This is a genomic window from Psychrobacter sp. AOP7-B1-25, assembly GCF_052376195.1.
Classification (GTDB): Bacteria; Pseudomonadota; Gammaproteobacteria; order Pseudomonadales; family Moraxellaceae; genus Psychrobacter.
Map to the genome: position 1 here is coordinate 493809 of NZ_JBQSVK010000001.1, position 23226 is coordinate 517034.

The 23226-nt window shown below is 43.4% G+C and carries 17 protein-coding genes; 10 read left to right on the plus strand and 7 right to left on the minus strand.

Annotated features, from left to right (window positions below; all coding sequences use genetic code 11):
- Nucleotides 1–45: 45 nt before the first annotated feature.
- Together purB and mnmA are read right to left on the minus strand one after the other, a co-directional pair.
- Nucleotides 46–1437, minus strand: a complete 1392-nt coding sequence (purB, locus tag ACT3QR_RS01945) for an adenylosuccinate lyase (protein ID WP_444519707.1) — start codon at nucleotides 1435–1437, stop codon at nucleotides 46–48.
- Nucleotides 1438–1650: 213 nt separating this feature from the next.
- A complete protein-coding gene (mnmA, locus tag ACT3QR_RS01950; RefSeq protein WP_444519708.1) occupies nucleotides 1651–2877 on the minus strand; it encodes a tRNA 2-thiouridine(34) synthase MnmA in 1227 nt (408 codons plus the stop codon).
- Between the two features lie 261 nt (nucleotides 2878–3138).
- Between mnmA and ispF the strand changes: the two genes are divergently transcribed.
- The 6 genes from ispF (at nucleotide 3139) to ACT3QR_RS01980 (ending at nucleotide 9417) form a co-directional block, all read left to right on the plus strand.
- On the plus strand, nucleotides 3139–3642 hold the full coding sequence (ispF, locus tag ACT3QR_RS01955; protein WP_444519709.1) for a 2-C-methyl-D-erythritol 2,4-cyclodiphosphate synthase: 504 nt from the start codon (nucleotides 3139–3141) through the stop codon (nucleotides 3640–3642).
- Nucleotides 3643–3758: 116 nt separating this feature from the next.
- Nucleotides 3759–4109 (plus strand): Grx4 family monothiol glutaredoxin, encoded by a 351-nt coding sequence (grxD, locus tag ACT3QR_RS01960; RefSeq protein WP_193012410.1) that lies wholly within the window; start codon nucleotides 3759–3761, stop codon nucleotides 4107–4109.
- A 251-nt stretch (nucleotides 4110–4360) separates the two neighbouring features.
- Entirely contained in the window at nucleotides 4361–4921 is a 561-nt protein-coding gene (locus ACT3QR_RS01965; RefSeq protein ID WP_444519710.1) for a hypothetical protein, read from the plus strand.
- A gap of 285 nt (nucleotides 4922–5206) precedes the next feature.
- The gene (gene mnmG / locus ACT3QR_RS01970) at nucleotides 5207–7102 is read left to right on the plus strand and encodes a tRNA uridine-5-carboxymethylaminomethyl(34) synthesis enzyme MnmG (protein WP_444519711.1); all 1896 of its coding nucleotides are present in this window, start codon (nucleotides 5207–5209) and stop codon (nucleotides 7100–7102) included.
- A 238-nt stretch (nucleotides 7103–7340) separates the two neighbouring features.
- On the plus strand, nucleotides 7341–8300 hold the full coding sequence (locus tag ACT3QR_RS01975; protein ID WP_444519712.1) for an AEC family transporter: 960 nt from the start codon (nucleotides 7341–7343) through the stop codon (nucleotides 8298–8300).
- Nucleotides 8301–8367: 67 nt separating this feature from the next.
- Nucleotides 8368–9417: an ornithine cyclodeaminase family protein gene (locus ACT3QR_RS01980; RefSeq protein WP_444519713.1), complete on the plus strand. Its 1050-nt coding sequence runs from the start codon at nucleotides 8368–8370 to the stop codon at nucleotides 9415–9417.
- A gap of 94 nt (nucleotides 9418–9511) precedes the next feature.
- On the opposite strand, the gene ACT3QR_RS01985 is transcribed toward ACT3QR_RS01980, so the two are convergent.
- From ACT3QR_RS01985 to katG, 5 genes are all read right to left on the minus strand, one after another.
- Nucleotides 9512–9664 (minus strand): hypothetical protein, encoded by a 153-nt coding sequence (locus ACT3QR_RS01985; RefSeq protein WP_444519714.1) that lies wholly within the window; start codon nucleotides 9662–9664, stop codon nucleotides 9512–9514.
- 48 nt (nucleotides 9665–9712) lie between these two features.
- Entirely contained in the window at nucleotides 9713–10714 is a 1002-nt protein-coding gene (locus ACT3QR_RS01990) for an LLM class flavin-dependent oxidoreductase (RefSeq protein ID WP_444519715.1), read from the minus strand.
- A 319-nt stretch (nucleotides 10715–11033) separates the two neighbouring features.
- Nucleotides 11034–13577 carry a membrane-bound PQQ-dependent dehydrogenase, glucose/quinate/shikimate family gene (locus tag ACT3QR_RS01995; protein ID WP_444519716.1) on the minus strand — a complete coding sequence of 848 codons (2544 nt, stop codon included), beginning with the start codon at nucleotides 13575–13577 and terminating at the stop codon, nucleotides 11034–11036.
- 206 nt (nucleotides 13578–13783) lie between these two features.
- The gene (locus ACT3QR_RS02000; RefSeq protein WP_057759664.1) at nucleotides 13784–14713 is read right to left on the minus strand and encodes a LysR substrate-binding domain-containing protein; all 930 of its coding nucleotides are present in this window, start codon (nucleotides 14711–14713) and stop codon (nucleotides 13784–13786) included.
- Nucleotides 14714–15056: 343 nt separating this feature from the next.
- A complete protein-coding gene (gene katG, locus ACT3QR_RS02005; RefSeq protein ID WP_444519846.1) occupies nucleotides 15057–17240 on the minus strand; it encodes a catalase/peroxidase HPI in 2184 nt (727 codons plus the stop codon).
- 782 nt (nucleotides 17241–18022) lie between these two features.
- On the opposite strand from katG, the gene ACT3QR_RS02010 reads away from it, so the two are divergent.
- The 4 genes from ACT3QR_RS02010 (at nucleotide 18023) to ACT3QR_RS02025 (ending at nucleotide 23121) form a co-directional block, all read left to right on the plus strand.
- Nucleotides 18023–19939 carry an AmpG family muropeptide MFS transporter gene (locus tag ACT3QR_RS02010; RefSeq protein ID WP_444519717.1) on the plus strand — a complete coding sequence of 639 codons (1917 nt, stop codon included), beginning with the start codon at nucleotides 18023–18025 and terminating at the stop codon, nucleotides 19937–19939.
- Between the two features lie 51 nt (nucleotides 19940–19990).
- Nucleotides 19991–20863: a peptide chain release factor N(5)-glutamine methyltransferase gene (gene prmC, locus ACT3QR_RS02015; protein WP_444519718.1), complete on the plus strand. Its 873-nt coding sequence runs from the start codon at nucleotides 19991–19993 to the stop codon at nucleotides 20861–20863.
- Nucleotides 20864–20909: 46 nt separating this feature from the next.
- The gene (locus ACT3QR_RS02020; RefSeq protein ID WP_444519847.1) at nucleotides 20910–21701 is read left to right on the plus strand and encodes a HesA/MoeB/ThiF family protein; all 792 of its coding nucleotides are present in this window, start codon (nucleotides 20910–20912) and stop codon (nucleotides 21699–21701) included.
- Nucleotides 21702–21777: 76 nt separating this feature from the next.
- Nucleotides 21778–23121 carry an ABC1 kinase family protein gene (locus tag ACT3QR_RS02025; protein ID WP_444519719.1) on the plus strand — a complete coding sequence of 448 codons (1344 nt, stop codon included), beginning with the start codon at nucleotides 21778–21780 and terminating at the stop codon, nucleotides 23119–23121.
- The last annotated feature ends 105 nt before the right edge of the window (nucleotides 23122–23226 follow it).

Here is a 23226-nt window from a genome sequence, read left to right on the forward strand (position 1 = left end):
TATCTCTCTAGTCTGATCTTATTACAAGTATACTCTTATCAGTTATTAAAGCTTGGCAATCCATTCTTTAATAGCGCGTGCTTGCTCAGCGGCATTACCGATATAAGTAGCAGGCGTCAAAGCACGTAAGCGTTCTTTATCCGCATCACTAACCGCCGATAGCTCATCGCTTTCGACAAACGTTAGCATGGCTTCACGAGTCATGGCATTACCACGAGTTAATGCTTTTAGTTTCTCGTACGGATTTTCAACACGGTAGCGACGCATAACGGTTTGAATCGGTTCTGCCAATACTTCTTGCGCTTGATTCAAATCATCGTTCAAACGTTGTGCATTCAATTCAAGTTTACCAACACCTTTTAGACAGGCATCAAAAGCAATCATGCTCTGTGCTAGGCCGACACCGATATTACGTAATACAGTTGAGTCTGATAAATCGCGCTGCATACGTGAAATTGGTAGCTTTTCACCCAAATGTGCCAGCATAGCGTTGGCAACGCCTAAGTTGCCTTCAGAGTTTTCAAAATCAATGGGGTTAACTTTATGTGGCATGGTAGAAGAGCCAACTTCACCATCTTTTAGACGCTGCTTGAAATAGCCTAAGCTAATATATTGCCAAATATCACGGTTGAAATCGATCAAGATTGTATTGAAGCGTTTAACAGCATCAAACAACTCAGCGATATAATCGTGCGGCTCAATCTGAGTCGTATAAGGATTAAATGTTAGCTCTAAACGCTGATTGATGAATGATTCAGCGTGAGTCTGCCAGTCGACGTCAGGGTATGCTGAAAAATGGGCATTGTAGTTACCAACGGCGCCATTAATCTTACCTAACAACTCTACTTGACCGATTTGCTTGATTTGACGAGCTAGGCGATAGGCCACGTTTGCCATCTCTTTACCAAGCGTTGTTGGACTGGCTGTCTGACCATGCGTACGTGATAGCATTGATTGGTCAGCATGAGCAATAGCCAACTCAGCGATGCTGTCAGTCACTTGCTGCATCTTGGCAACGACGAGCTCACGGCTGTCTTTTAGCATCAATGCATATGATAGGTTATTGATGTCTTCACTGGTACAGGCAAAGTGAATGAATTCAAGTGAGTCAATCAAGGCATCCTGACCACGGAACTTGTCTTTGATAAAGTACTCAACCGCTTTTACATCATGATTGGTCGTCGCTTCGATGTCTTTGATAGCTTGAGCATCTACTTCGCTAAAGTTATCAACGATTGCATTCAAAAAAGCGTTGGTCTGGTCATCAAATGCTGCTAATTCACCAATTGCGCTGTTGTCAGCTAAAGACTGCAACCAGCGAATCTCTACCGTGACGCGGGCTTTGATTAGACCAAATTCAGATAAATAAGGACGTAAGCTGTCAGCCTTTGATGCGTAACGGCCATCAATTGGAGAGAGAGCGGTAAGTGGGGTCATGGTTATGCCTCAGTAGTTATGAAATAAAAAACTGCAAGAGTCGAGATAAAAAATTACCATATAATAAACGACGTCAAAATCGTTGCGCGTAATATAGCAGAAATATGATATTAAAAAAGCGGTCTATGCAAATAAAGCGATGTTAAAGCTCGTTAAAACTATATTACTCACTGCATTAACCTCTATGCTTTAGGTTGTAGTTTTAGGCAGTAATTAAAATCCACAAGGTGCGTCGATAGATTCAATCACGCCGCCGCCCAGACATACTTCATCGATATAAAATACCGCTGATTGTCCTGGGGTGACAGCGCGCTGTGGCTCATCAAATACCACGCGCACTTCGCTGCCATCAGCATTGGTCGCAAATACACGACATGCTTGATCTGGCTGGCGATAGCGCGACTTTGCCACACAGGCTAGACCTTCATCACTAAATACATCTGCAGGGGCGTGACCATTTGTCCAATCGAGCTTATAGGCTTTTAGCTCGTTGCTCATTAGCATGGGATGTTCATGACCTTGACCCACGATTAAACGATTTTTCTCTAAGTCTTTTGCCAATACAAACCATGGTTCTTCAGGACGGTCTTTGACACCGCCAATACCGATGCCGCCGCGTTGACCCAGTGTGTAATACATGAGGCCGTCATGAGTACCGATGACTTTATTATCATCAGTGAGTATCTCGCCTTTTTGAGCAGGCAGGTATTGCTGCAAGAAGTCTTTAAAGCGGCGCTCACCAATAAAGCAAATCCCCGTAGAGTCTTTCTTTTTAGCCGTCGCTAGGTCATGTTCTTCAGCAATCTGACGTACCACTGGCTTTTCAAGCTCACCGACTGGGAATAGCGTTTTAGCGATTTTATCGCCGCCAACCGCATGCAAGAAGTAACTTTGGTCTTTGTTATTATCGAGCCCGCGTAGTAGCTGGGCAACCTCAGTACCGTCGTCATTCTTGTAGTTCACACTGCGGCGCGTATAGTGACCAGTAGCGATATAATCAGCACCAAGGGTCAATGCATAGTCTAAAAACGCCTTAAACTTGATTTCTTTGTTGCACAAGATATCAGGGTTTGGGGTACGTCCTGCTTTATATTCTGCTAAAAAATGCTCGAATACACGATCCCAATATTCCATAGCAAAGTTGGCTGTGTGCAGCTTCATACCGATTTTGTCACATACGGCTTGTGCGTCTGCTAGATCATCCATCGCTGTACAATATTCGGTGCCGTCATCTTCTTCCCAGTTCTTCATAAACAAGCCTTCGACCTTAAAGCCTGCCTGCTGAAGTAATACGGCTGATACAGAAGAGTCGACCCCACCTGACATACCAACGATCACATGCTTGGTGCTAGGGTTTTCGACATCAGCAAGTGTTAAAGGGCGATGAGTATTAAAAGACTCAGAAACGGTTGTGCTTGAGGTATTTTGTATGGCTGACATAAAACGGCTCAACTATTTATACGTTGTCCAAAGTACATGTCGACGTCACAAGTTGTGTCATTACTACAATATGGTAGCATCGGCACCATAACGTCAGCTTGTCTTTTGGATCTGGTATTATGATAAAATAAACGTCATATTATACCAGTTAATTGAAACGGGTGGCGACCGATGCTGTCTGGCTACTAGGAAAACCACTTTGAAAATTCACATAATGGTTTTGAATTATTTTAATCATCCTTAACTCATCTTGGAATAATAATGATAAAAATTGGTCAAGGTATCGACGTTCACGCTTTTCATAACAATGGTCAGCAGCAGCAATATGTGGTGCTAGCAGGTGTGACCATTGAGCATACTCACAGTTTGCTCGCACACTCTGACGGGGATGTGGTGTTACATGCGCTCGCTGACGCGCTACTTGGTGCATTGGCGCTTGGTGATATCGGGCAGCATTTTCCTGATACCGATGCGGCACATGCTGGTTTGGATTCGCGAGTACTACTGCGTTATGTCTATAGCAAAGTGCAAGAGGCTGGTTATAGCCTAGGCAATGCTGATATCACGGTGATGTGTGAGCGTCCAAAGTTGGCACCGCATAATTCAGCAATGCGTACTAATATCGCAAGCGACTTACAAACAGATAGCAGCAATATCAGTGTGAAAGCCACTACGACTGAAAAATTGGGATTTACGGGTCGACAAGAGGGTATCATGGCCAACGCCGTGGTATTATTAGTCCCTAATGCTGTCGAACCGATATAGATCGAAATTTGTGCTTGTAATACAGTGGCAGTTGCCCCATGTATCAGCCACGTCTTTATACAATTATTTTATATAAATAATCATTTTAATGAACCACTTTATCAATAGGAGCTTTTATGAGTGAGCAAACCCCAAACACTGCTGCAAACGACGTTGAACAATTGATCCGTGATCAAATCCGTGACAATAAAGTTATTATTTACATGAAAGGTACGCCACAATTTCCACAGTGCGGCTTTTCAGCACGCTCTATCGAAGTGTTGACTCAGATTGGTCGTCCATTTGCGTTTGTAAACATTTTAGAAAACCCAGAAATCCGTGCAACGTTGCCAAAAGTTGCGAACTGGCCAACGTTCCCACAATTATGGATTGATGGCGAGTTGATGGGTGGATCAGACATCATCTTGCAAATGTATCAATCAGGTGAGCTAAAGCCGTTGGTTGAAGCAAACAGCCCTGCTGCTTAATACTTGAAAGTGCGAATTGGATGTCTTTAGTGTTCAACTAGCCTTTGCAAGACACGAGCACAGCAAACCCAGATAGTCATTTGATGGCTATTTGGGTTTTTTATTGTCGCTGATACTGTGTTCACTGGTGTCTTTATTGGCTCTATATTTGAGTGTCTTTAGACTTCATTGTTTTTATAGGATACACCCCCATATAATGTCCAAGATATCAGCTATATAAATAATAATTATCAGATGAGTAAGAGAGCTTTATGAGTAACAAAACCACAGACCAGTCAAGCGAGCAAAGAGAAACTGCTGAGCAAGCGGCGATTGAAAAACGCCGTGAGTGTTTAAAAAATGAGTCTACTCGCATTATTGAGATTGCTAATAATGAGTCATATTCAGCACTTAAATGTATCCATCAGCTTAGTGTGGCAGGTGGTGCAACTGAAGCGACTTATGTGGCCATCGAGCAGCGCGTCGTGGTAGACCAAGACCCTACAGGCGCTTATCATTTGGCATTATTAGCACAAAACACACCAGATTTGCCCATCGATGCTCGTCAGCTTATCGAATTGGTGGTCAACAAAGGTGATAACCATCAGCGTTTGGCATTGCTTAAAAACTTACCATTACCGCCAGTCGATCTCATCAAAAACCAGATATTGGCGAGTGACGATGGTGAGGCAATTGGTCAAATGAACGCCTATTTACAGATCAATCCAGAAGGGTATGGTAGCCATCATATGCTGTCTAGTGGTCAATCAGATCAGATCGTACCGCTTAGCCCTGGTAATAACAGCCAAAATGATAATCAAAATAGTGAATAATAAGATAACAACTACAGAGGCAGTAACCAAAGTAGTTAGTGGTTGATTAGATCTATAATTGCTAAGGTAGATATCTTTTCGCTTAATTATAATAGTTTTTGTTCCAACGTTTTTTAAGCATCAAAAAATTGTTATAATGACAGGTTATCTAATCAATTGTGAACGACTTAACTGAGTCGTTATCTTTTTTATAAATACGACTGACGTTTATTCGCTCACTGTCTGTTATCTTATCCAACAATAGGATACGACAATCAGCAACGTTATGAGTCAAGTGAGGCACACATGCAATACCCAAAACATTATGACGTGATAGTAATCGGCGGTGGTCACGCTGGTACAGAAGCTGCTCTAGCGGCTGCACGTATGGGCGCACAGACCTTATTGTTGACGCATAACATCGAAACACTCGGGCAGATGAGCTGTAATCCTGCGATTGGTGGTATTGGTAAGTCGCATCTGGTACGTGAAATTGATGCGCTAGGCGGTGCAATGGCATTGGCGACAGACAAAGCGGGTATCCAGTTCCGTGTACTAAATAGCCGTAAAGGCGCAGCAGTACGAGCCACACGTGCTCAAGCGGATCGTATTCTTTATAAAGCCGCTATTCGTCATACCTTAGAAAACCAGCCAAACCTTGATTTGTTTCAACAAGGGGCGGACGATATCTTGGTAGAGAACGGTCGCGCCACAGCAGTTGTTACCTCTACAGGTATTATTTTTAAGACGCAAACTGTAGTTCTGACTTCAGGGACTTTTTTAGGCGGTGTCATTCATATTGGACTGGAAAACTCTAAAGGTGGCCGTGCAGGGGATCAGCCTTCTATTAAGCTTGCTGACCGTCTGCGTGAGTTGAAACTACCAGTAGGGCGCTTAAAAACAGGGACGCCAGCACGTATCGATGCGCGTAGTGTTGACTTTAGTGTGATGACGGTGCAGCCGGGTGATACGCCATTGCCAGTGATGAGCTATATGGGTGACGTCTCTATGCATCCGGAACAGGTTAACTGCTATATCACGCATACCAATGCGCGTACTCATGACATCATTCGTGAAAATCTTGACCGTTCACCGATGTTTTCTGGCAAAATCGAAGGCGTAGGCCCACGTTATTGCCCGTCTATCGAAGATAAAATCCATCGTTTTGCGGATAAAGATAGCCATCAGATTTTCATCGAGCCAGAAGGTTTGACCACGCATGAACTCTATCCAAACGGCATCTCAACCAGTTTGCCATTTGATGTGCAGTTAGAGTTCATTCATAGTATGAAAGGCTTAGAGAATGCACATATTACTCGTCCAGGTTATGCGATTGAGTATGATTATTTTGATCCGCAAAACTTAAAGCCAACGCTTGAAACGAAGTCTATTGATGGTCTGTATTTTGCTGGTCAGATCAATGGTACGACGGGCTATGAAGAAGCCGGCGTACAAGGTTTGCTCGCAGGTACCAATGCTGCACTCGAAACGACCAATAATAGTGAGTTTGATACGTGGACACCGCGCCGTGATGAAGCGTATCTTGGTGTGTTGGTTGATGATTTGATTACCCATGGTACTACTGAGCCGTATCGTATGTTTACGAGCCGCGCAGAATATCGCTTGCTCTTACGTGAAGACAATGCAGATCAACGTTTGACAGAGACTGGCCGTAAGCTGGGTCTAGTGGACGATGTACGCTGGCAAGCTTATCAAGAAAAGATGGAGTCTATCGCCACAGAAACATCACGCTTAAAAGATATGTGGGCCACGCCTGCTAATGCTTTAGGTAAACAAGTGACTGAGCAAACAGGGGAGGTACTGTCTAAAGAGTCGACTGCTTTTGATTTGCTCAAACGTCCGCAAATACATTTTGCTGATATTGCTGCTATCACTAATTCAACCGTTGATGCGCAAGTAGGAGAACAGATAGAGATTTCTGTTAAATATGCAGGCTATATTGATCGTCAGCAAGAAGATATCGATCAAATGAAACGTCTAGAAAATACAGCGTTGCCACTAGATTTTGATTATAGCGTCGTGTCAGGTTTATCAAATGAGATTGTACAGAAACTTACGAAAGTTCGTCCTGCGACGCTAGCCCAAGCGGGACGTGTCAGTGGTGTCACCCCTGCAGCTATACAGCTGTTGGCAATGACGGTTAAAAAACACAAAAAAGCAAAAGCTGCATTAGAATCATAGCTACAATGTAGCAAAGCCTTTTATCATAAATTACTTATAGTATAGAAAGCCCGTAATGAAATTTTATTACGGGCTTTTGTTTGTCAAAATACAGTCAATTTTAAAAGAAAGTGGCATGTAGCCTTGTTCTACTTGCTACTTTATCTCTATACTAAGTCAGAAAATTTTCTTACTACCTGTTATTTTGTCTCGCTGATGCCTATTTAGTAATGGGCTTATCACCGAATTGAGTCTACTTATGATTGATGCTATTGTTTTTGCTATTACCATTGTCCTACCCAACCTTGCCTTAATGTGGTTGGGTTTTTTTATGCAACGACGCGGTGAAGCAAGTAAAACTTTTATCGATCAGGCTTCAAGTTTCGTCTTTAACTATTGTTTGCCCTGTTTATTGTTTTTTAGCGTAGTTGATAGTGATGTCGATTATGCTAAGCAAATCACGCTTATCCTTGTTGGTATCTTGGTGACGTTCATATTATTTATTGGCGCAGAGTTTTATGCCAAACGCTTTGTTGAGCGTCCTGAGGACCAAGGTGTTTTTGTACAAGGCGTATTCCGTAGCAACATGGCTATCATTGGCCTTGCAACGGTAGCTAATGCTTACGGTACACAAGGCCTAAGTATCGGTGCTGTTTATATGGGTGTGGTAACGATACTGTTTAATGTCTTAGCGGTCATTACCCTAAGCCGTGTATCCAAAAGTGTGGAGGATACATGGATTAGTCGTGGCACTATGATCTTGAAAAAATTATCAACCAATCCACTGATTTTGGCGTTGGTTGGGGCATTTGTCTATAAAGCGCTGCCATTGCCGCCTATCACTGGTGTCATTCACACGACCGGCGATTTATTAGCAGCAGTCGCTTTGCCATTAGCACTTATTTGTGCAGGTGCGAGCATTGATATGAAGTCAATGCTACATCCGTCAGGGCTATCTATGCAGGCCAGTATAGGGCGTATTATTGTTGCGCCGATTGTGGCTATCGTCATTGGCTTAGCATTTGGTCTATCTAGTGTGCATATGGGTGTACTGTTTCTGATGGTAGCATCACCAACCGCCGCCGCCAGTTATGTCATGGCAAAAGCGATGGGTGGTAATGACATACTCGCCGCTAATATTTTAGCGTTTACCACAGTCGTTGGTATGTTTGGCATGGCAATTGGCGCGGCAACCTTACGCGGGCTAGGTATGATGTAATCACTCTCGTGGTTCTTTAAAACGAAATACGATTTGAATAACAAACCCCTAAATAGGAGCGCTAATCGTGCAATTGTTAAATAAAGCAGTCGTGACAGAACATCTCAATATGCAAGCAGCCATTGATGTGATAGAGGCATTGTTGCATCAGCAAGCAGCACACCCTAGTTGGACTAAATCACCTGAACGGTTGGTAATAAACACCTTTACTGATTCTGATAGTCATCGTTCAGGCTCGCATCTATCTATGCCAGCCACAATGTATGATGGTGAGAACGAATATACAGTCGTAAAGCTAGTGACTATTTGTCCTGATAATCCTAGCCGCGATCTGCCAACGACCACGGCTATTATTACTGTTTCAAATAATGATAACGGCTCCATACTAGCGATGATGGATGGTATTTATATTACGCAGGTACGTACTGCCGCGCTTTCAGGTATTGCGACCAAGTATATGGCAAGGCCCGATTGTCAGAGTGTGGCGGTGGTTGGTTGTGGCGGTATGGCTTATGAGCAGTTACATGCGGTACTAACGGTACGTCCAGATATCAAGACGGTGTATTTATGGAATAGACATACTGAAGGCGCACAACAATTTAAAACACGTTTTACCCGTGATTATGCTCAATGGAACGTGGATATTAAGGTCTGTGAAGTATTAAACGATGCCATTTGTAATGTGGATATTATTAACGTAGCCACACGTGCAACTGACGGTTTATTTAGTGTTGATCAAATAAAATCTGAGGTACATATCAATGCAGTCGGCGCTTATCAGCCTTCTATGAAAGAGATAAGCAATGATGTTATTGCCAACAGTAAAATGGTCATTGTTGACGACTTAATTGGCAGTCATCACGAAGCAGGTGACTTGATTCAGGCGCATGAGAGCGAAGATTGTACGTGGGTATGGAATGACTTGAGTGGTGACTTGCAGGCATTAGTCACAGCGTCATTAGAGGAGGGCAGTACTAACGAAGAGAAAAATACTAAAGACGATAAAGCTATTACACTATTTAAATCGGTCGGTGCGGCTAGTTTTGATGCGGTAGTTTCATTACATGTAGCAAAACAAGCTCAAAAACAGAATCTTGGTTCTTTAGTTGATTGGTAGAGTTGCTTGTCGTTGAAAAGTAATAAATGATGTCGTTATAGTTGGTTAAAATTAAAAATTCCCCTTTTTGGATATGAGAAGGGGAATTTTTATATCAGTTTAAATTGTCTTTATTACGTTTGTCTTCACGGCGCTGCTTGCGCTTTGGACTGGTACGATAGGTTAGATAGCCACCAATAACCATTACAACGATAAATGCAACAATGTACAAAAATATTGACGAACCAATAAACGTAGAAGTTTCCATAGTTTTCTTCTTATTAGGGTGTATCAATAATTATGCAAATGTCCGTTATCATTGTAAAGTAAATAAGTTTAGCGCCGGTGTAAGTTCAAGTGAACGAATACGAGCGGCCTGGTCATAGATATTAGCCGTCACAATCAGCTCGTCTGGCTCATACGTTGCCAAAAATGCAGCGAGTTTTGGTTTGACCGTTTCAACAGAACCAATGAATGATACTGACAGTGCGTTGTCTACCATCATTTTTTCTGCTTGACTCCAGATACTGTTCATATCGTGAGTGGGCTTAGGCATCTGACCCGTTTCACCACGACGCAGACGTACGAAGCTCTGCTGCGCTGAGGTAAAATGATATTGAGCGGTCGCATCATCATCAGCCAGTAATAAGTTTGCAGCCAGCATTACATAGGGCTTATCTAGATAGACAGATGGTTTGAACTGTTCACGGTAAGCCTCAATTGCTTGCCTAAGCATCTGAGGGGCAAAGTGTGAGGCAAACACATAAGGTAGTCCCAAATGCGCGGCCAAGGTCGCCCCAAATAGAGAAGAGCCCAATATCCAAATAGGAATACCTGATTTTGCCCCAGGGAATGCCTGTACAGGGCTGCCATCTGTATCATTACCTAAAAAATACATCAGCTCTTGGACATCTTGTGGGAAACGCTCGGCATCTTTCATTTGTCGACGTAACGCTTGGAATGTCGCACCATCAGTACCAGGTGCACGGCCCAGACCTAAATCTACACGATCACCATACAACGCCTGCAAAGTACCAAACTGCTCGGCAATGACTAGAGGGGCATGATTTGGTAGCATCACGCCGCCAGCACCGATACGGATGCGATTGGTTTGACTACCGATATGCGATAGTAGTACTGACGTGGCTGCACTGGCAATGCCTGGCATATTGTGATGTTCTGCCATCCAGTAGCGGTTTAAGCCTGACTTTTCGGCCTGCTGTGCGGTTTTGACAGTTTGGGCAATACCTTCGGCGATAGTCTTACCTTGAGGGACAGGTGCGAGATCTAGAAAAGATAAAGGAATTTTTTTACTCATAAATGTTCCAGTAGCGTGTAAATTATTTTCTACTGATATGCTTATAGTCAGTGGTAGTTTCAAGTGTCGCTAGTCATTGTTAGTGAATCTTAACAAAGTCAGCTAACTCTGTTTTTAAGCGCACTTAATAATATTAGTATGTATTGACAAAGGTTATCTTTTGTCAGAATAAGCTATAAACAATATCGTAAAAGCATGTCTCAATATCATGTTATGGCATTAAAAAAAGCAGGCAACTTAAGTTACCTGCTTTTCTAATTGGTCAATTATAATGACATGGTAAATCAGATTACCCTTGTCCTAACAACCAAATACAGCACTATTTATCTTGGTCACTAAGCTTATAGGCTAAGACATAATCACCAATGGTTGTCCCAACTGAACCATGACCACCTGCGACCAATACGACCATTTGCTCACCTTTAGAGTTCAAGTAAGTCATTGGCGTGGCTTGTCCACCTGCTGGAATACGAACATTCCATAGTACGTCGCCATTTTTCAAGTCGTAAGCTCGGAAGTTGTTTTCCGTCGCTGCTGATAAGAAAGCGACGCCACCTTTGGTGATGATAGGTCCACCAATACCAGGTACACCCAGTTCTAGTTTGATCGGAACAGGAGATAAGTCTTGTACCGTACCATTTTTGCGCTGATAAGCGATATCACCTGTAGCGAGATCAGCACCAGCAATCGTGCCCCATGGTGGCTGCTGACAAGGTACGCCTAGCGGAGATAAGAAGGGTCCCAATTCCACTGCGTAATCCGCACCTGCATTGGCATTGACGCCTTGCTCTCCTTTGTTAGTTTCCGCATCGCCCAACGTGTCTCTAGGAATAAGTTTTGATTTGAACGCCAAGTATGTCGGCATACCGAACATCACGCCGTTTTCAGGGTCAACAGCGATTCCACCCCAATTAAAGGTACCGAAATTGCCAGGGTAGACCAAGCTACCATTGGTTGATGGCGGTGTATAGCGACCATCGTAATTAAGTTGATTGAACTCAATACGGCACATCATTTGATCAACGAGACTGGCGCCCCACATGTCTTTTTCGGTTAAGGGTTCAGGCTCAAAGCTCAAACCAGAGTAAGGTTGAGTCGGTGCTGCGTGTTCTCCTGCTACAAGATAGCCTTGCGGAGCAGGACGCTCATTAATCGGGACAATAGGCTCACCTGTTGCACGGTTCAAGACATATACATCGCCTTGTTTGGTTGGCACAACTAGCGCGGGCTGCACACCATCAGCGGTTTCTAAGTCTAGTAAGGTTGGCTGAGCAGGTGTGTCCATATCCCAAAGGTCATGGTGAATAAACTGCTGCACCCAGCGCGCTTCACCAGTTTCGATATCTAATGCGACAACAGACGTTGCATACTTCTCTTCAGCAGCATTACGGTAGCTACCTAGCTGATCGGGGGTGCGATTGCCCATAGGGAAGTATGCCAATCCAAGCTCTTCATCCGCGCTAGCAACTGACCATGAGTTCGGTGAGCTGGTTTTGTAAGTCTGGGTCGGGTCATTGACATCGAAAGGTGCTGTATTGTCAGGATCACCTGAATCCCAATTCCACATAAGCTCACCCGTATTGACGTCATACGCACGTATCACACCAGAAGGCGAGTTGACGTCATAATTGTCATTGACTGCACCAGCCACAATGATCACATCACCAGTAACTACCGGTGGCGACGTCGAATAGTAGTATCCTGCTTGATTGAATGGCATGTTATGCATCAAGTCTAACGCACCATCATCACCAAAGTCTTGGCAGCGTTGCCCAGTATTTGGATCGAGTGCATATAACTTCGCATCCGAGGATGGAATAAATATCTTGGCGTCACATTGCTTGGATGCGTTTTCGAAGGTATTGCCCGCAATTTTTTGTACTTGCACAGGGCTGACCGTGCTATTGCTATTCTCTGCTGAATTATTAGCAGCTGTAGAGACAGTGTCAGGATTAATCGCTTGACCAGCATAATAAGACACGCCGCGACACGTTTGATGTTGGCGTTGTAAGTTTTCCCCTACTTGAGGATCGAACTTCCACAGTGTCTCACCAGAGTCGGCATCTAGTGCCATTACCCAGTTATGAGGGGTACATAGATATAAGCCATTGCCAATTTTTAATGGCGTTGCCTGATAAGTGGTCTCGCCGACATCGTTAGGTCCTTTGACATCGCCTGTTTGAATTTGCCATGCAAGCTCTAGATCCTTCACGTTATCGGTATTTATTTTGTCTAGAGGCGAGTAGCGCTGGCCATAATCAGTGCGACCATATGCGCTCCATTCACCATCTGGCGTTTGTTGACCGTTTGATAATGGATCACCAAGGTTGGTTGATGCTTCATCTGAACTGATGTCTTGTTCGTCATCGTTTGCAGCAGTCAAGTCCAGCTCACCAAGTTTGTCAGTGGCATTATTGGCTAGACTACCAAAAGAGAGTAATGCACCTACGGCCACGCTTACGAGCAGTCCCCAATAGTATAGAGGACTTTTCTTGGTAGAGCCTGTGGTTGGTGTGCTAGTGGTAGCATTTGCAGCGGCTTGAGATTTAGGCCCACACATTTTGTTAGATACCCACGGCAATAGCATGAGCAGACCAAAGATGAGCGGGAAGCCAACTCGGGGTGCTAGCGCCCACCAATAAAAGCCAGACTCCCAAAGTGCCCACGCCATGGTTGCTACGATAAATAGCGCGTATAACCCGTAAGCACTCCAATGTTTTTTGAACAATAAAAAAGCTGTCGTTAGTATAATAACGCCAGCAATGAGGTAGTAAGTACTACCGCCTAAGGACAATAAATAGACGCCACCAATTAGTAGAGGGGCGGCAAAAATTGCCATAATGATCGCTACGAATTTTTCCATGAGCGGTATCACCTGTTTACAAAAGAGCAAATTGATATGTATTGATATCTATGATTAATAGTCAACTTAATTCTACTAAAAACCAATACAAGTATGAATAATATATAAAAGAAACATTGAATAACATTCTAGAATTTATTTTATCATTCACAACTTAGTCTAGTAAGGGTGAGCAAGTATGAGATACTTTATTTAACAAATGCTCATTAATTTGCAAATTGCTTTTGGCACAGCTCCATGAAAGCACGTCCATATTGACGAATTTCTGCATCATCACGTACTGCCATCCAACTGGTAAAGCGGCCAAAATGATCGACGGGGATAGCCGTCAAGTTTTGATAATGACTTGGCTCAAATGCCATTTCTGCGATAATACCGATACCTAAGCCTAAACCGACATAAGTACTGATTACATCGGCATCGAGCGCCGCTAGCACGATATCTGGCTCTAGTCCTGCTTCATCAAATGTCTTGTCAATTGCGCCGCGCCCTGTAAAGCCACCATGATAGGTCACAATCGGATAGCTAGCGAGCGTGGGCAGGTCAATAGACTCTTGGCTAGCAAGCTCATGATCACTCGGTACGATGACGCGGTGCGTCCAATCATAGTAACGATAACATCTAAGATAATTATTATGCAGTAAGGACTCAGTTGCGATACCGATATCTGCTTGACCACGTATGACCATCTGAGCGATGGTCTCAGGGTCTGCCTGTTGCAAAATCAAGTTTACTTTAGGGAAGCGATCTTTGAATTCTTTAACCACTTGTGGCAGTACATAGCGTGCTTGTGTGTGAGTGGTGGCAATCGTCAATGTACCAATATTTGGATTATTGAAGTCTAGACTAAGGTTTTCAATAGTACGGATTTCAGCAAATATAGACTCGATATGTGGCATAAGCGCTGTGCCCATCGTGGTGAGTCCCGTCAAGCGTTTACCTTGGCGCACAAAAACTTCCGTCTTTAATTGGTTTTCTAGCGCAGCAATATGCTTTGATAGGCTGGATTGACTGGTATGTAGTACAGTTGCCGCTTGACTTAAGTTATAACCATTAATCACCGTATGCCATACTGTTTCTAGCTGTTTGAGCTGAATCTGCAAATGTCGCTGATTGACCACTACGTCGATTGCCATAACTTAATCCTATCGTATAAATATACAAACCTCGTCTGTATATGAAAGTGAAAATGTCTGAACATACAGTAATAAAGTAGTGTAAAACAAAGTTATTATTCTTGTATATAATAAATAGCTATCAATTTATGATAATTATGAATATAGAGTTTGTATTTTGCAATGCTAAAAAAATATTTGTTCAGCAAACGCTGTTTAGTCAGTGAAGCCATTTGACCTAATAGTTTATAAAGAACGATCATTATTGAGCATAAAAAAACAGCTACCTTTTAAAAGGTAGCTGTTAGTTATAAAGTTATTTATTACTGCTAATTAGCTGATACTGGCCAATTTCAAACTCAGTCTATTTAGCAATATCAAAACGATCTGCATTCATTACCTTGTTCCAAGTGCGGACGAAGTCACGAACAAATTTTTCTAAGTTGTCGTCCTGTGCATATAGTTCAGCATAAGCACGCAATATAGAGTTAGAGCCAAATACTAAGTCTACACGGCTTGCTTGCCATTTGACATTTCCTGTACTACGCTCACGTACTTCGTAGCTATTAGCAGTATTGTCAGCTGCTTTTATAGGATGCCAAGTGTAGTTCATGTCTGTTAAGTTGACAAAGAAGTCATTGGTAAGCATGCCAGCACGTTCAGTAAAGACACCATGTTGACTCTGACCATGGTTAGTATCAAGCACTCGCATACCACCAAGTAATACGACCATCTCAGGTGCTGTCAATCCCATCAACTGCGTGCGATCAAGTAGCATCTCTTCTGGTGATACCGCATAGTCGCCCTGAACCCAATTACGATAACCATCATGTAGCGGCTCTAAATCAGCGAAAGATTCAGCGTCAGTCATTTCAGCGTCAGCATCACCGCGACCTGGATTAAACGGTACCGTAATATCTACGCCTGCACCGTTTGCTGCCTGTTCGATAGCTGCGTTACCAGCCAATACAATAAGGTCTGCTAAGCTAACGTCTTTATCAAAGCCAGACTGAATACTTGTCAATGTCTCAAGCACGCGCTGTAATTGTTCTGGTTCATTGCCTGCCCAATCTTTTTGTGGAGCTAAACGGATACGTGCGCCATTTGCACCGCCGCGATAGTCCGAAGCACGAAATGTACGAGCGCTGTCCCATGCGGTGATGATAAACTCGCGAGGTTCGATGTCACTGTCTAATATTTGTGATTTTAGCGTGGCAATATCATCAGCAGTCAACTCTGCATTACCTTTAGGAATAGGGTCTTGCCATACAAAATCTTCGCTTGGTACATCGGCACCTAAGTAACGAGTTTTAGGTCCCAAATCGCGGTGAGTCAGTTTGAACCATGCTCTAGCAAACACTTCATCAAAGTACGCCGGGTTGTTATGAAACTTCTCTGAAATCTCACGATAGATAGGATCTTTGCTCAATGCCATATCTGCGTCAGTCATGATTGGATTACGGCGGACACTTGAATCATGAGCATCTAACGGACGATCTTCTTCTTTAATATCAGTCGGCTCCCATTGCCATGCGCCCGCTGGACTTTTGGTCAGTGCCCATTCATGGTTCAATAGAAGTTCAAAATACCCATGATCCCACTGGGTCGGATTGGTGGTCCATGCGCCTTCGATACCACTTGAAACGGTATCACCTGCATTACCAAGACCTTTAGGATTGCGCCAACCTAGACCTTGCTCTTTGACATCAGCAGCTTCTGGCTCGTCTTCTAATATTGTAGCATCACCATTGCCATGACACTTACCAACGGTGTGCCCGCCAGCTGTAAGGGCGACAGTCTCTTCATCGTTCATTGACATACGAGCAAAGGTAGTACGCATATCTTGAGCAGTCTTCAACGGGTCAGGGTTGCCGTCGACACCTTCAGGATTGACATAGATCAAGCCCATTTGCACAGCAGCCAAAGGGTTTTCTAATGATTCACGCTCCTCATCATTTTCATAACGGTTTTTGGTAGCGGCGAGCCACTCACGTTCAGAACCCCAGTAGATGTCTTTTTCTGGATGCCAAATATCAGCACGGCCACCAGCAAATCCTAGAGTTTTGAAGCCCATAGATTCATATGCCATGTTACCAGCTAAAATCATCAAATCTGCCCACGACAATTTGTTGCCGTATTTTTTCTTAACAGGCCATAATAGGCGACGAGCCTTATCAAGGTTGACGTTATCAGGCCAGCTGTTCAATGGTGCAAAGCGTTGGTTACCAGTATTAGAGCCGCCGCGACCATCAGCACCGCGATACGTACCTGCTGAATGCCATGCCATACGAATCATCAATCCACCATAGTGCCCCCAATCCGCTGGCCACCATTCTTGCGATTCAGTCATTAGGTTTTTTAGGTCAGTTTTGACCGCTTCTAGATCCAATTGTTTGAAAGCTTCAGCGTAGTCAAAATCCTCACCCATTGGGTCAGTCTTTTTATCTTGCTGATGCAATATGTCTAAGTTTAGCGCATTTGGCCACCAATCTGTCGCAGCAGAAGCAGTGGTAGTATGCGCCTGATGCATAACAGGGCAGCCACCCATACTAGGACGCTGCGATGCATGCGTATGATCGACGTTTTCACTATGGATAGTCGGTCCTTTATCATCACCTTGATCATAGGTTGTATTGGTAGGCGCAGTACTATTGCTGCTTTCGTGATCTACAGGACAGCGGGCAGTATCTGGGGTGGTGTTTTTGTCAGTGGTACTATTGGTTGATTCGGACATGGTGTAACTCCTAGGCTATGATAATAGAAATAACAAACTGTTAATCTTGGTAGTCGGTGTTTATGTATAAAGCATAACCAAGCTGAGTAGATTTATAAAACTAATATATAAGAATTATAAGTTTTAAATTACCAATCATAAAAATCTTGATGTTTTGTTTAACTAAATCTTTATCAACGCCTGTACTCGTCATTGTTAGTTAGGATTAAACCAATGAATTACACCCAACCAATCAAGTAAGCATCAATTTTACTACTACCTTTATATTACCTATAAACGATGCTATTGCCAGACATCTTTTAAAATAGAAGTAGCAATAAAAAAGAGAGCTAAGATAACTCTGGTAAAACACGATGTCTTCTTGCGTCACTATCAAGAAATATAAGCGACCGCCAAGGAGTTGCAATCGCTAAGTTAATGCAAAAACATCTAGTCAAGATAAAGGTTCTCAAGTACCATAACTGGATTTTGTTGTAATGATAATATTAGTGCAACGTAGAGCAATTTTTATCGATCCTTTTGTTGATAACTGATTCTAAAGATTGATAAAAATTGTGCGCGGTTGTGTTCTTTGTCTGAATTGTTGGTGAGTTATTATGTCTGCTGTCAAATCCGTACCGCCCAATCAACCAGTTGCCAAAAAGTCATGGGGCGAGGCTACAAAAGCTTATCTCGATCCTCGCGTCATTATTATGCTGTTTTTGGGGTTTTCAGCGGGTATACCTATTCTGCTGATTTTCTCAAGTCTGTCGCTATGGCTTAGAGAAGCAGGTATTGATCGTAGTGTCGTCACTATGTTCAGTTGGGCGGCGTTGGGATATTCGTTCAAGTTTATTTGGGCACCGTTGATTGATGCGCTTCCTGTACCGTTTTTGACCAAGTGGCTAGGGCGCCGTCGTAGTTGGATGGTTGTATCACAGCTACTCATTGTGCTGGCTATCTTTTTGATGGCAAGGGTGAATCCTGTCAGCGAAGACGTCTTGGTTTATATGGCATGCGCGGCCGTGTTGCTTGGGTTCTCTTCTGCGACGCAAGATATCGTGATTGATGCGTACCGTATTGAGCTTGCGCCGCCATCTATGCAGTCTATTTTATCCTCTATCTATGTATCAGGCTACCGTATCGGTATGATTGTCGCAGGGGCAGGCGCGTTATATTTGGCTGACTTTTTTGGCTCAAATGAGACGTTTTATAGTTATGAAGCGTGGCGCAACACCTATTACATCATGGCAGGGGTCATGACGTTAGGGGTATTAACGACCTTTGCCAGCTATGAGCCAACCGCTGAGACTTTGCAAAGTAAAAAACAGAAGGGCAATTTAAAAGTATTCCTGATTTATTCGGCGTTATTACTTATCCCAGGCCTACTGTTTGGTTTTGTTTATCTAATTAATATTTTGATTAATACCGTATTTGATAGCGCAGTGGTCTTAATACCATTAATGGCCATGCCAGCAATTAAGTTTTACTTTTTAGCATTGGTCGCGTGCGCGCCATTATTGTTGCTGTATTTCATTATTAACCAGCCAAAAATTATCAACAAAGCCCCGTCGGTCGCTGAAACTCGTGAAGACTACGTCAGACTGGTAGCGTTGTTTGTATTTTCAGTGATAGCTTTTATCGCCGCTTATATATTGATGGGGCAAGTTCTACCCGAGTTTGAAGGTGCTTTTTCTAGCTTCTTTGTAGAAACTTTGCATTTATTAGTAAGCTTAGGCGCGGCGATGGTGGCGGGTTATGCACTGGTACAAGTAGGACTGGTGAAAAAAGAAGTGGCCATGGCAACATGGATCGAGCCTGTCTTAGACTTTTTCCGACGTTATGGCAAAAAGGCACTACTGTTATTAGCCTTGATTGGTCTATACCGTATCTCAGATATCGTCGCAGGCGTGATTTCAAACGTCTTTTATCAAGACATGGGCTTTAGCAAAACAGACATCGCCAATGCCGTAAAACTGGTCGGTGTGATTATGGCAATTGCAGGTGGCTTCTTAGGCGGGATTTTGGCTCAGCGCTTCCGTATCATGCATGCCATGATGATTGGCGCGATTTTGGCGTGTGTGACCAACTTACTATTTGTAGTATTGACATACAACCCAGGTAGCCTGCCAATTATGTATATGGCAGTGATATTTGATAACTTGGCTGCGGGTCTTGCAAGCGCTGTATTTATTGCTTTTCTGTCGGCACTGACGTCGATTCGCTTTACCGCGGTACAGTATGCTATTTTTTCCTCACTGATGACGCTAATACCTAAAGTTATGGGTGGCTATTCTGGCGCCGTCGTCGATAATATGGGTTACCCGTTTTTCTTTATCTTTACCTTCGCTATCGGTATTCCGATTTTGGCGCTGATTTACTTCGTAGATAGACATATTGTCATTGGCGATAACGATAATATCTATGGCGATGATAATGATGATGGAAGCGGTGGCAATGGTACAGGTGACAAGCTGAGCAAAACCAATCCAAATATGACCGATACCAAAGAACCACCACGCGCGTCAGAGTAGGTTTGGTCGCATTTTTACTTTTATTCATTCATCATTTTTTATGAGCTATCTATGACCATATCGACCATTCGTCAAATCAAGCAGCAGATTCAACAACTGACGAATGGTGAGTCAAATAATCAGCTACCGTCATTTTGGCTAACTGATTGGTTGCTACATGTCATTGAGCAGCCTGCGATAGCGTTAATGACTGAGGAAGATTATCAGCTCACTGATAGTGAGGTCGCACGTTTCAATGACGGTGTGGTAAAAATGCAGCAGGGTATACCGCTTGCGTATCTGACTGGACAGCAGGAATTTTGGTCATTGACCTTTAGTGTGAATGAGCATACTTTGATTCCTAGGCCTGATACAGAGGTACTGGTTGAACAGGTGTTAAATTGGATAAATGACCGGTCAACATATTTTAGTAGTAAACGATTGCTTGACTTGGGTACAGGGTCAGGTTGTATCGCTATCAGTCTTGCCCATGAATTAAGACATGCTAACTGGCAAGTCGTGGCGGTTGATTTATCGTCAGAGGCGCTTAAAGTTGCTCAGTACAATGCTGCTAGCAATAGCATTGCCAATGTGGAGTTTGTTCAAAGTAGTTGGTATCAAGCGCTACCTGCTAGTGATGAGCAGCGGTTTGACGTGATTGTTTCTAACCCTCCTTATATTGACGAGACAGACGAGCATCTAGTAGGTCTAAAAGCTGAACCAATCAGCGCCCTAAGTGCGCCTAATCAGGGTTTGGCTGATATTGAGCATATCGTCCAGCAAGCAACGTCATACCTATGTACAGGTGGGTTGTTAGCCATTGAACATGGCTATGATCAAGGTGCTGCTGTTCGCAAGTTGTTTTTGGATAGTAATTTTGAGTCAGTACATACGGTAAAAGATTACGGTGGTAATGATCGGGTCACGCTTGGGCAAACTCAATAGATAGTTTTTGTTAGTAGATTTCTTTGATTACAGGTTGCAAATGAATATGGCAAAAGAGATGGTACAGCTATCGGATGATGAGCTGCTCCGTTATGCGCGGCAAGTATTATTAGACGGTTGGGATATGGACGCTCAGCTGCGACTCAAGTCAGCACGTGTGGCCATAATAGGCGCAGGCGGCCTTGGTTGTCCTGCTTCTGAGACATTAGTACGTGCTGGAGTGGGTCATGTCCATTTGATCGATGATGATAAAATTGAAGCAAGTAACTTACAACGGCAAACGCTGTTTTTGCCAAAAGATATCGGACAGCCGAAAGCACTGGCCGCAGCACACATGTTAGAGTACATCAATCCTTTGATAGAGGCTCGCGGCACAGTGGCACGGTTAGATGAAGACAATGCTTATGAATTGCTTGATATGGTAGCAGGCAAGCCTGACTTGCTTTTAGACTGTACGGATAATTTTGCTACTCGTGACATTATTAATCGTATCAGTGTGCGCCACCAGATTCCTCTATTATCTGCTTCAGCGATCGCGATGCAAGGACAGTTAGCATTGTTTGAGCCTCAGCTCGACACTGGTTGCTATCATTGCGTATTTGGCTCAGTAGTACCTGATGAAGTCGCTGACGAACGTACGTGTGCCAATTCAGGAGTACTGGCGAGTACCACTGCTGTCATGGGTAATCTACAAGCCAATGCTGCGTTGCAGTACTTGGGATTAACCAAAAATCCACTGACAAACAAACTGCTTATATGGGATGGTAGTCAGATGCAGCAGCGATTGATGGTCTATCGAAAAGACCCACAATGTCCTGTCTGTAGTATTACTGACTGAATAATAGGCTTTTAACTCATTTCTGCACTGTATTCTCTGTCTTTAAACCTTCCTCTTATTATCATAGTTGTTTTTTATGAAAATTCATCGTCCGCATTTATTAAAACATACTTTTAATGTTGTCAATCGTGTTCGCCAAACAGCGAGCGTGGCAGGCCTGTCTGCGCTAAGAGTGGCAAAAGGTGAGAAACCTGATGCGATGCTACTTAAGGAAACCTTTGAGCAGCTAGGCACGACTTATATCAAGATTGGTCAGTTTATCGCTAGTACGCCATCGCTGTTTCCACGTGATTATGTCAAGGCCTTCCAGAGCTGCTTGGATCAGACCACACCATTGTCTTATGCTTATATCGAGCAAGTGCTGAAAGAAGAGCTAGCGACAGATGGCACGACACTTGATGACACGTTTGCGCATATTGACCCAGAACCGTTGGCATCAGCTTCTATCGCTCAAGTGCATGCAGCACGTTTGCATAATGGTGATGAGGTGGTATTAAAAGTACAAAAGCCTGGCGTCGAAACCATCATGCAGACCGATTTGGGTGTATTACATGGCGTGACTAAGCTACTTGAGATAGTTATGCCATCGATGAAGTTTGCTAGCATTGCACCGATTATTGACGAGATTCGTCTGCGTATGCTCGCCGAGACTGATTTTATTGCTGAAGCACAAAATATCCGCGATTTTCAGCAGTTCTTAGCGGTATCAGGTAATACCCGCGTGGTTGCCCCAACAGTATATGAAGACTTGACGACTAAACGTGTTCTGACGATGAGCCGTCTATATGGCGTCTCTATGGTTGATGAATCGCTCATGCGTCAGTATTGCGCCGATCCTGCACAAGTAATGGCAGACACCTTAAACACATGGTTTGCTAGTCTGATGCTATGCAATAGCTTTCATGCTGACTTGCACGCGGGCAACTTGATGCTATTGACTGATGGCCGTATTGGATTTTTAGATTTTGGTATCGTCGGTAAACTAAAAGCTGAGAGCTGGCGGGCTTGCATGGGTATGATGCAAGCCATGCAAGACAGTGACTATCAAGCCATGGCTCGCCATATGATTGATATGGAAATGACGCATGGTGGCAATAAGGTCGATGTGGCTGCATTAGGAAATGACCTTCAGCGTATGATGATCACCATTATGGCAGAAGATAAAACCTTTACGAGCGGTGTACCTTTCAATAGCAAAGAGCAAGCCGATGAGCTCAATCAAATGATGCTCGAGATTGTTGAAGTTGGTAAACGTCATGGTATCCATTTTCCACGCGACTTTGCTTTGTTAACCAAACAGATGTTGTATTTTGATCGGTTTATGCGTACGCTAGCTCCAGATATGGACATGTTTAGCGATCAGCGTGTGCAAATGCTAGGACAAGATACGGTAGAGACGTCAACGTTAAACGTATCATAGTTTCTATAATATTTTAGTTTCTATAATATTTTAGTTTCTCAAATATTTTATACCGGCCTAATATACCTAATAACTTTTTTATTACTGCGTTTTTTTATTACTGCT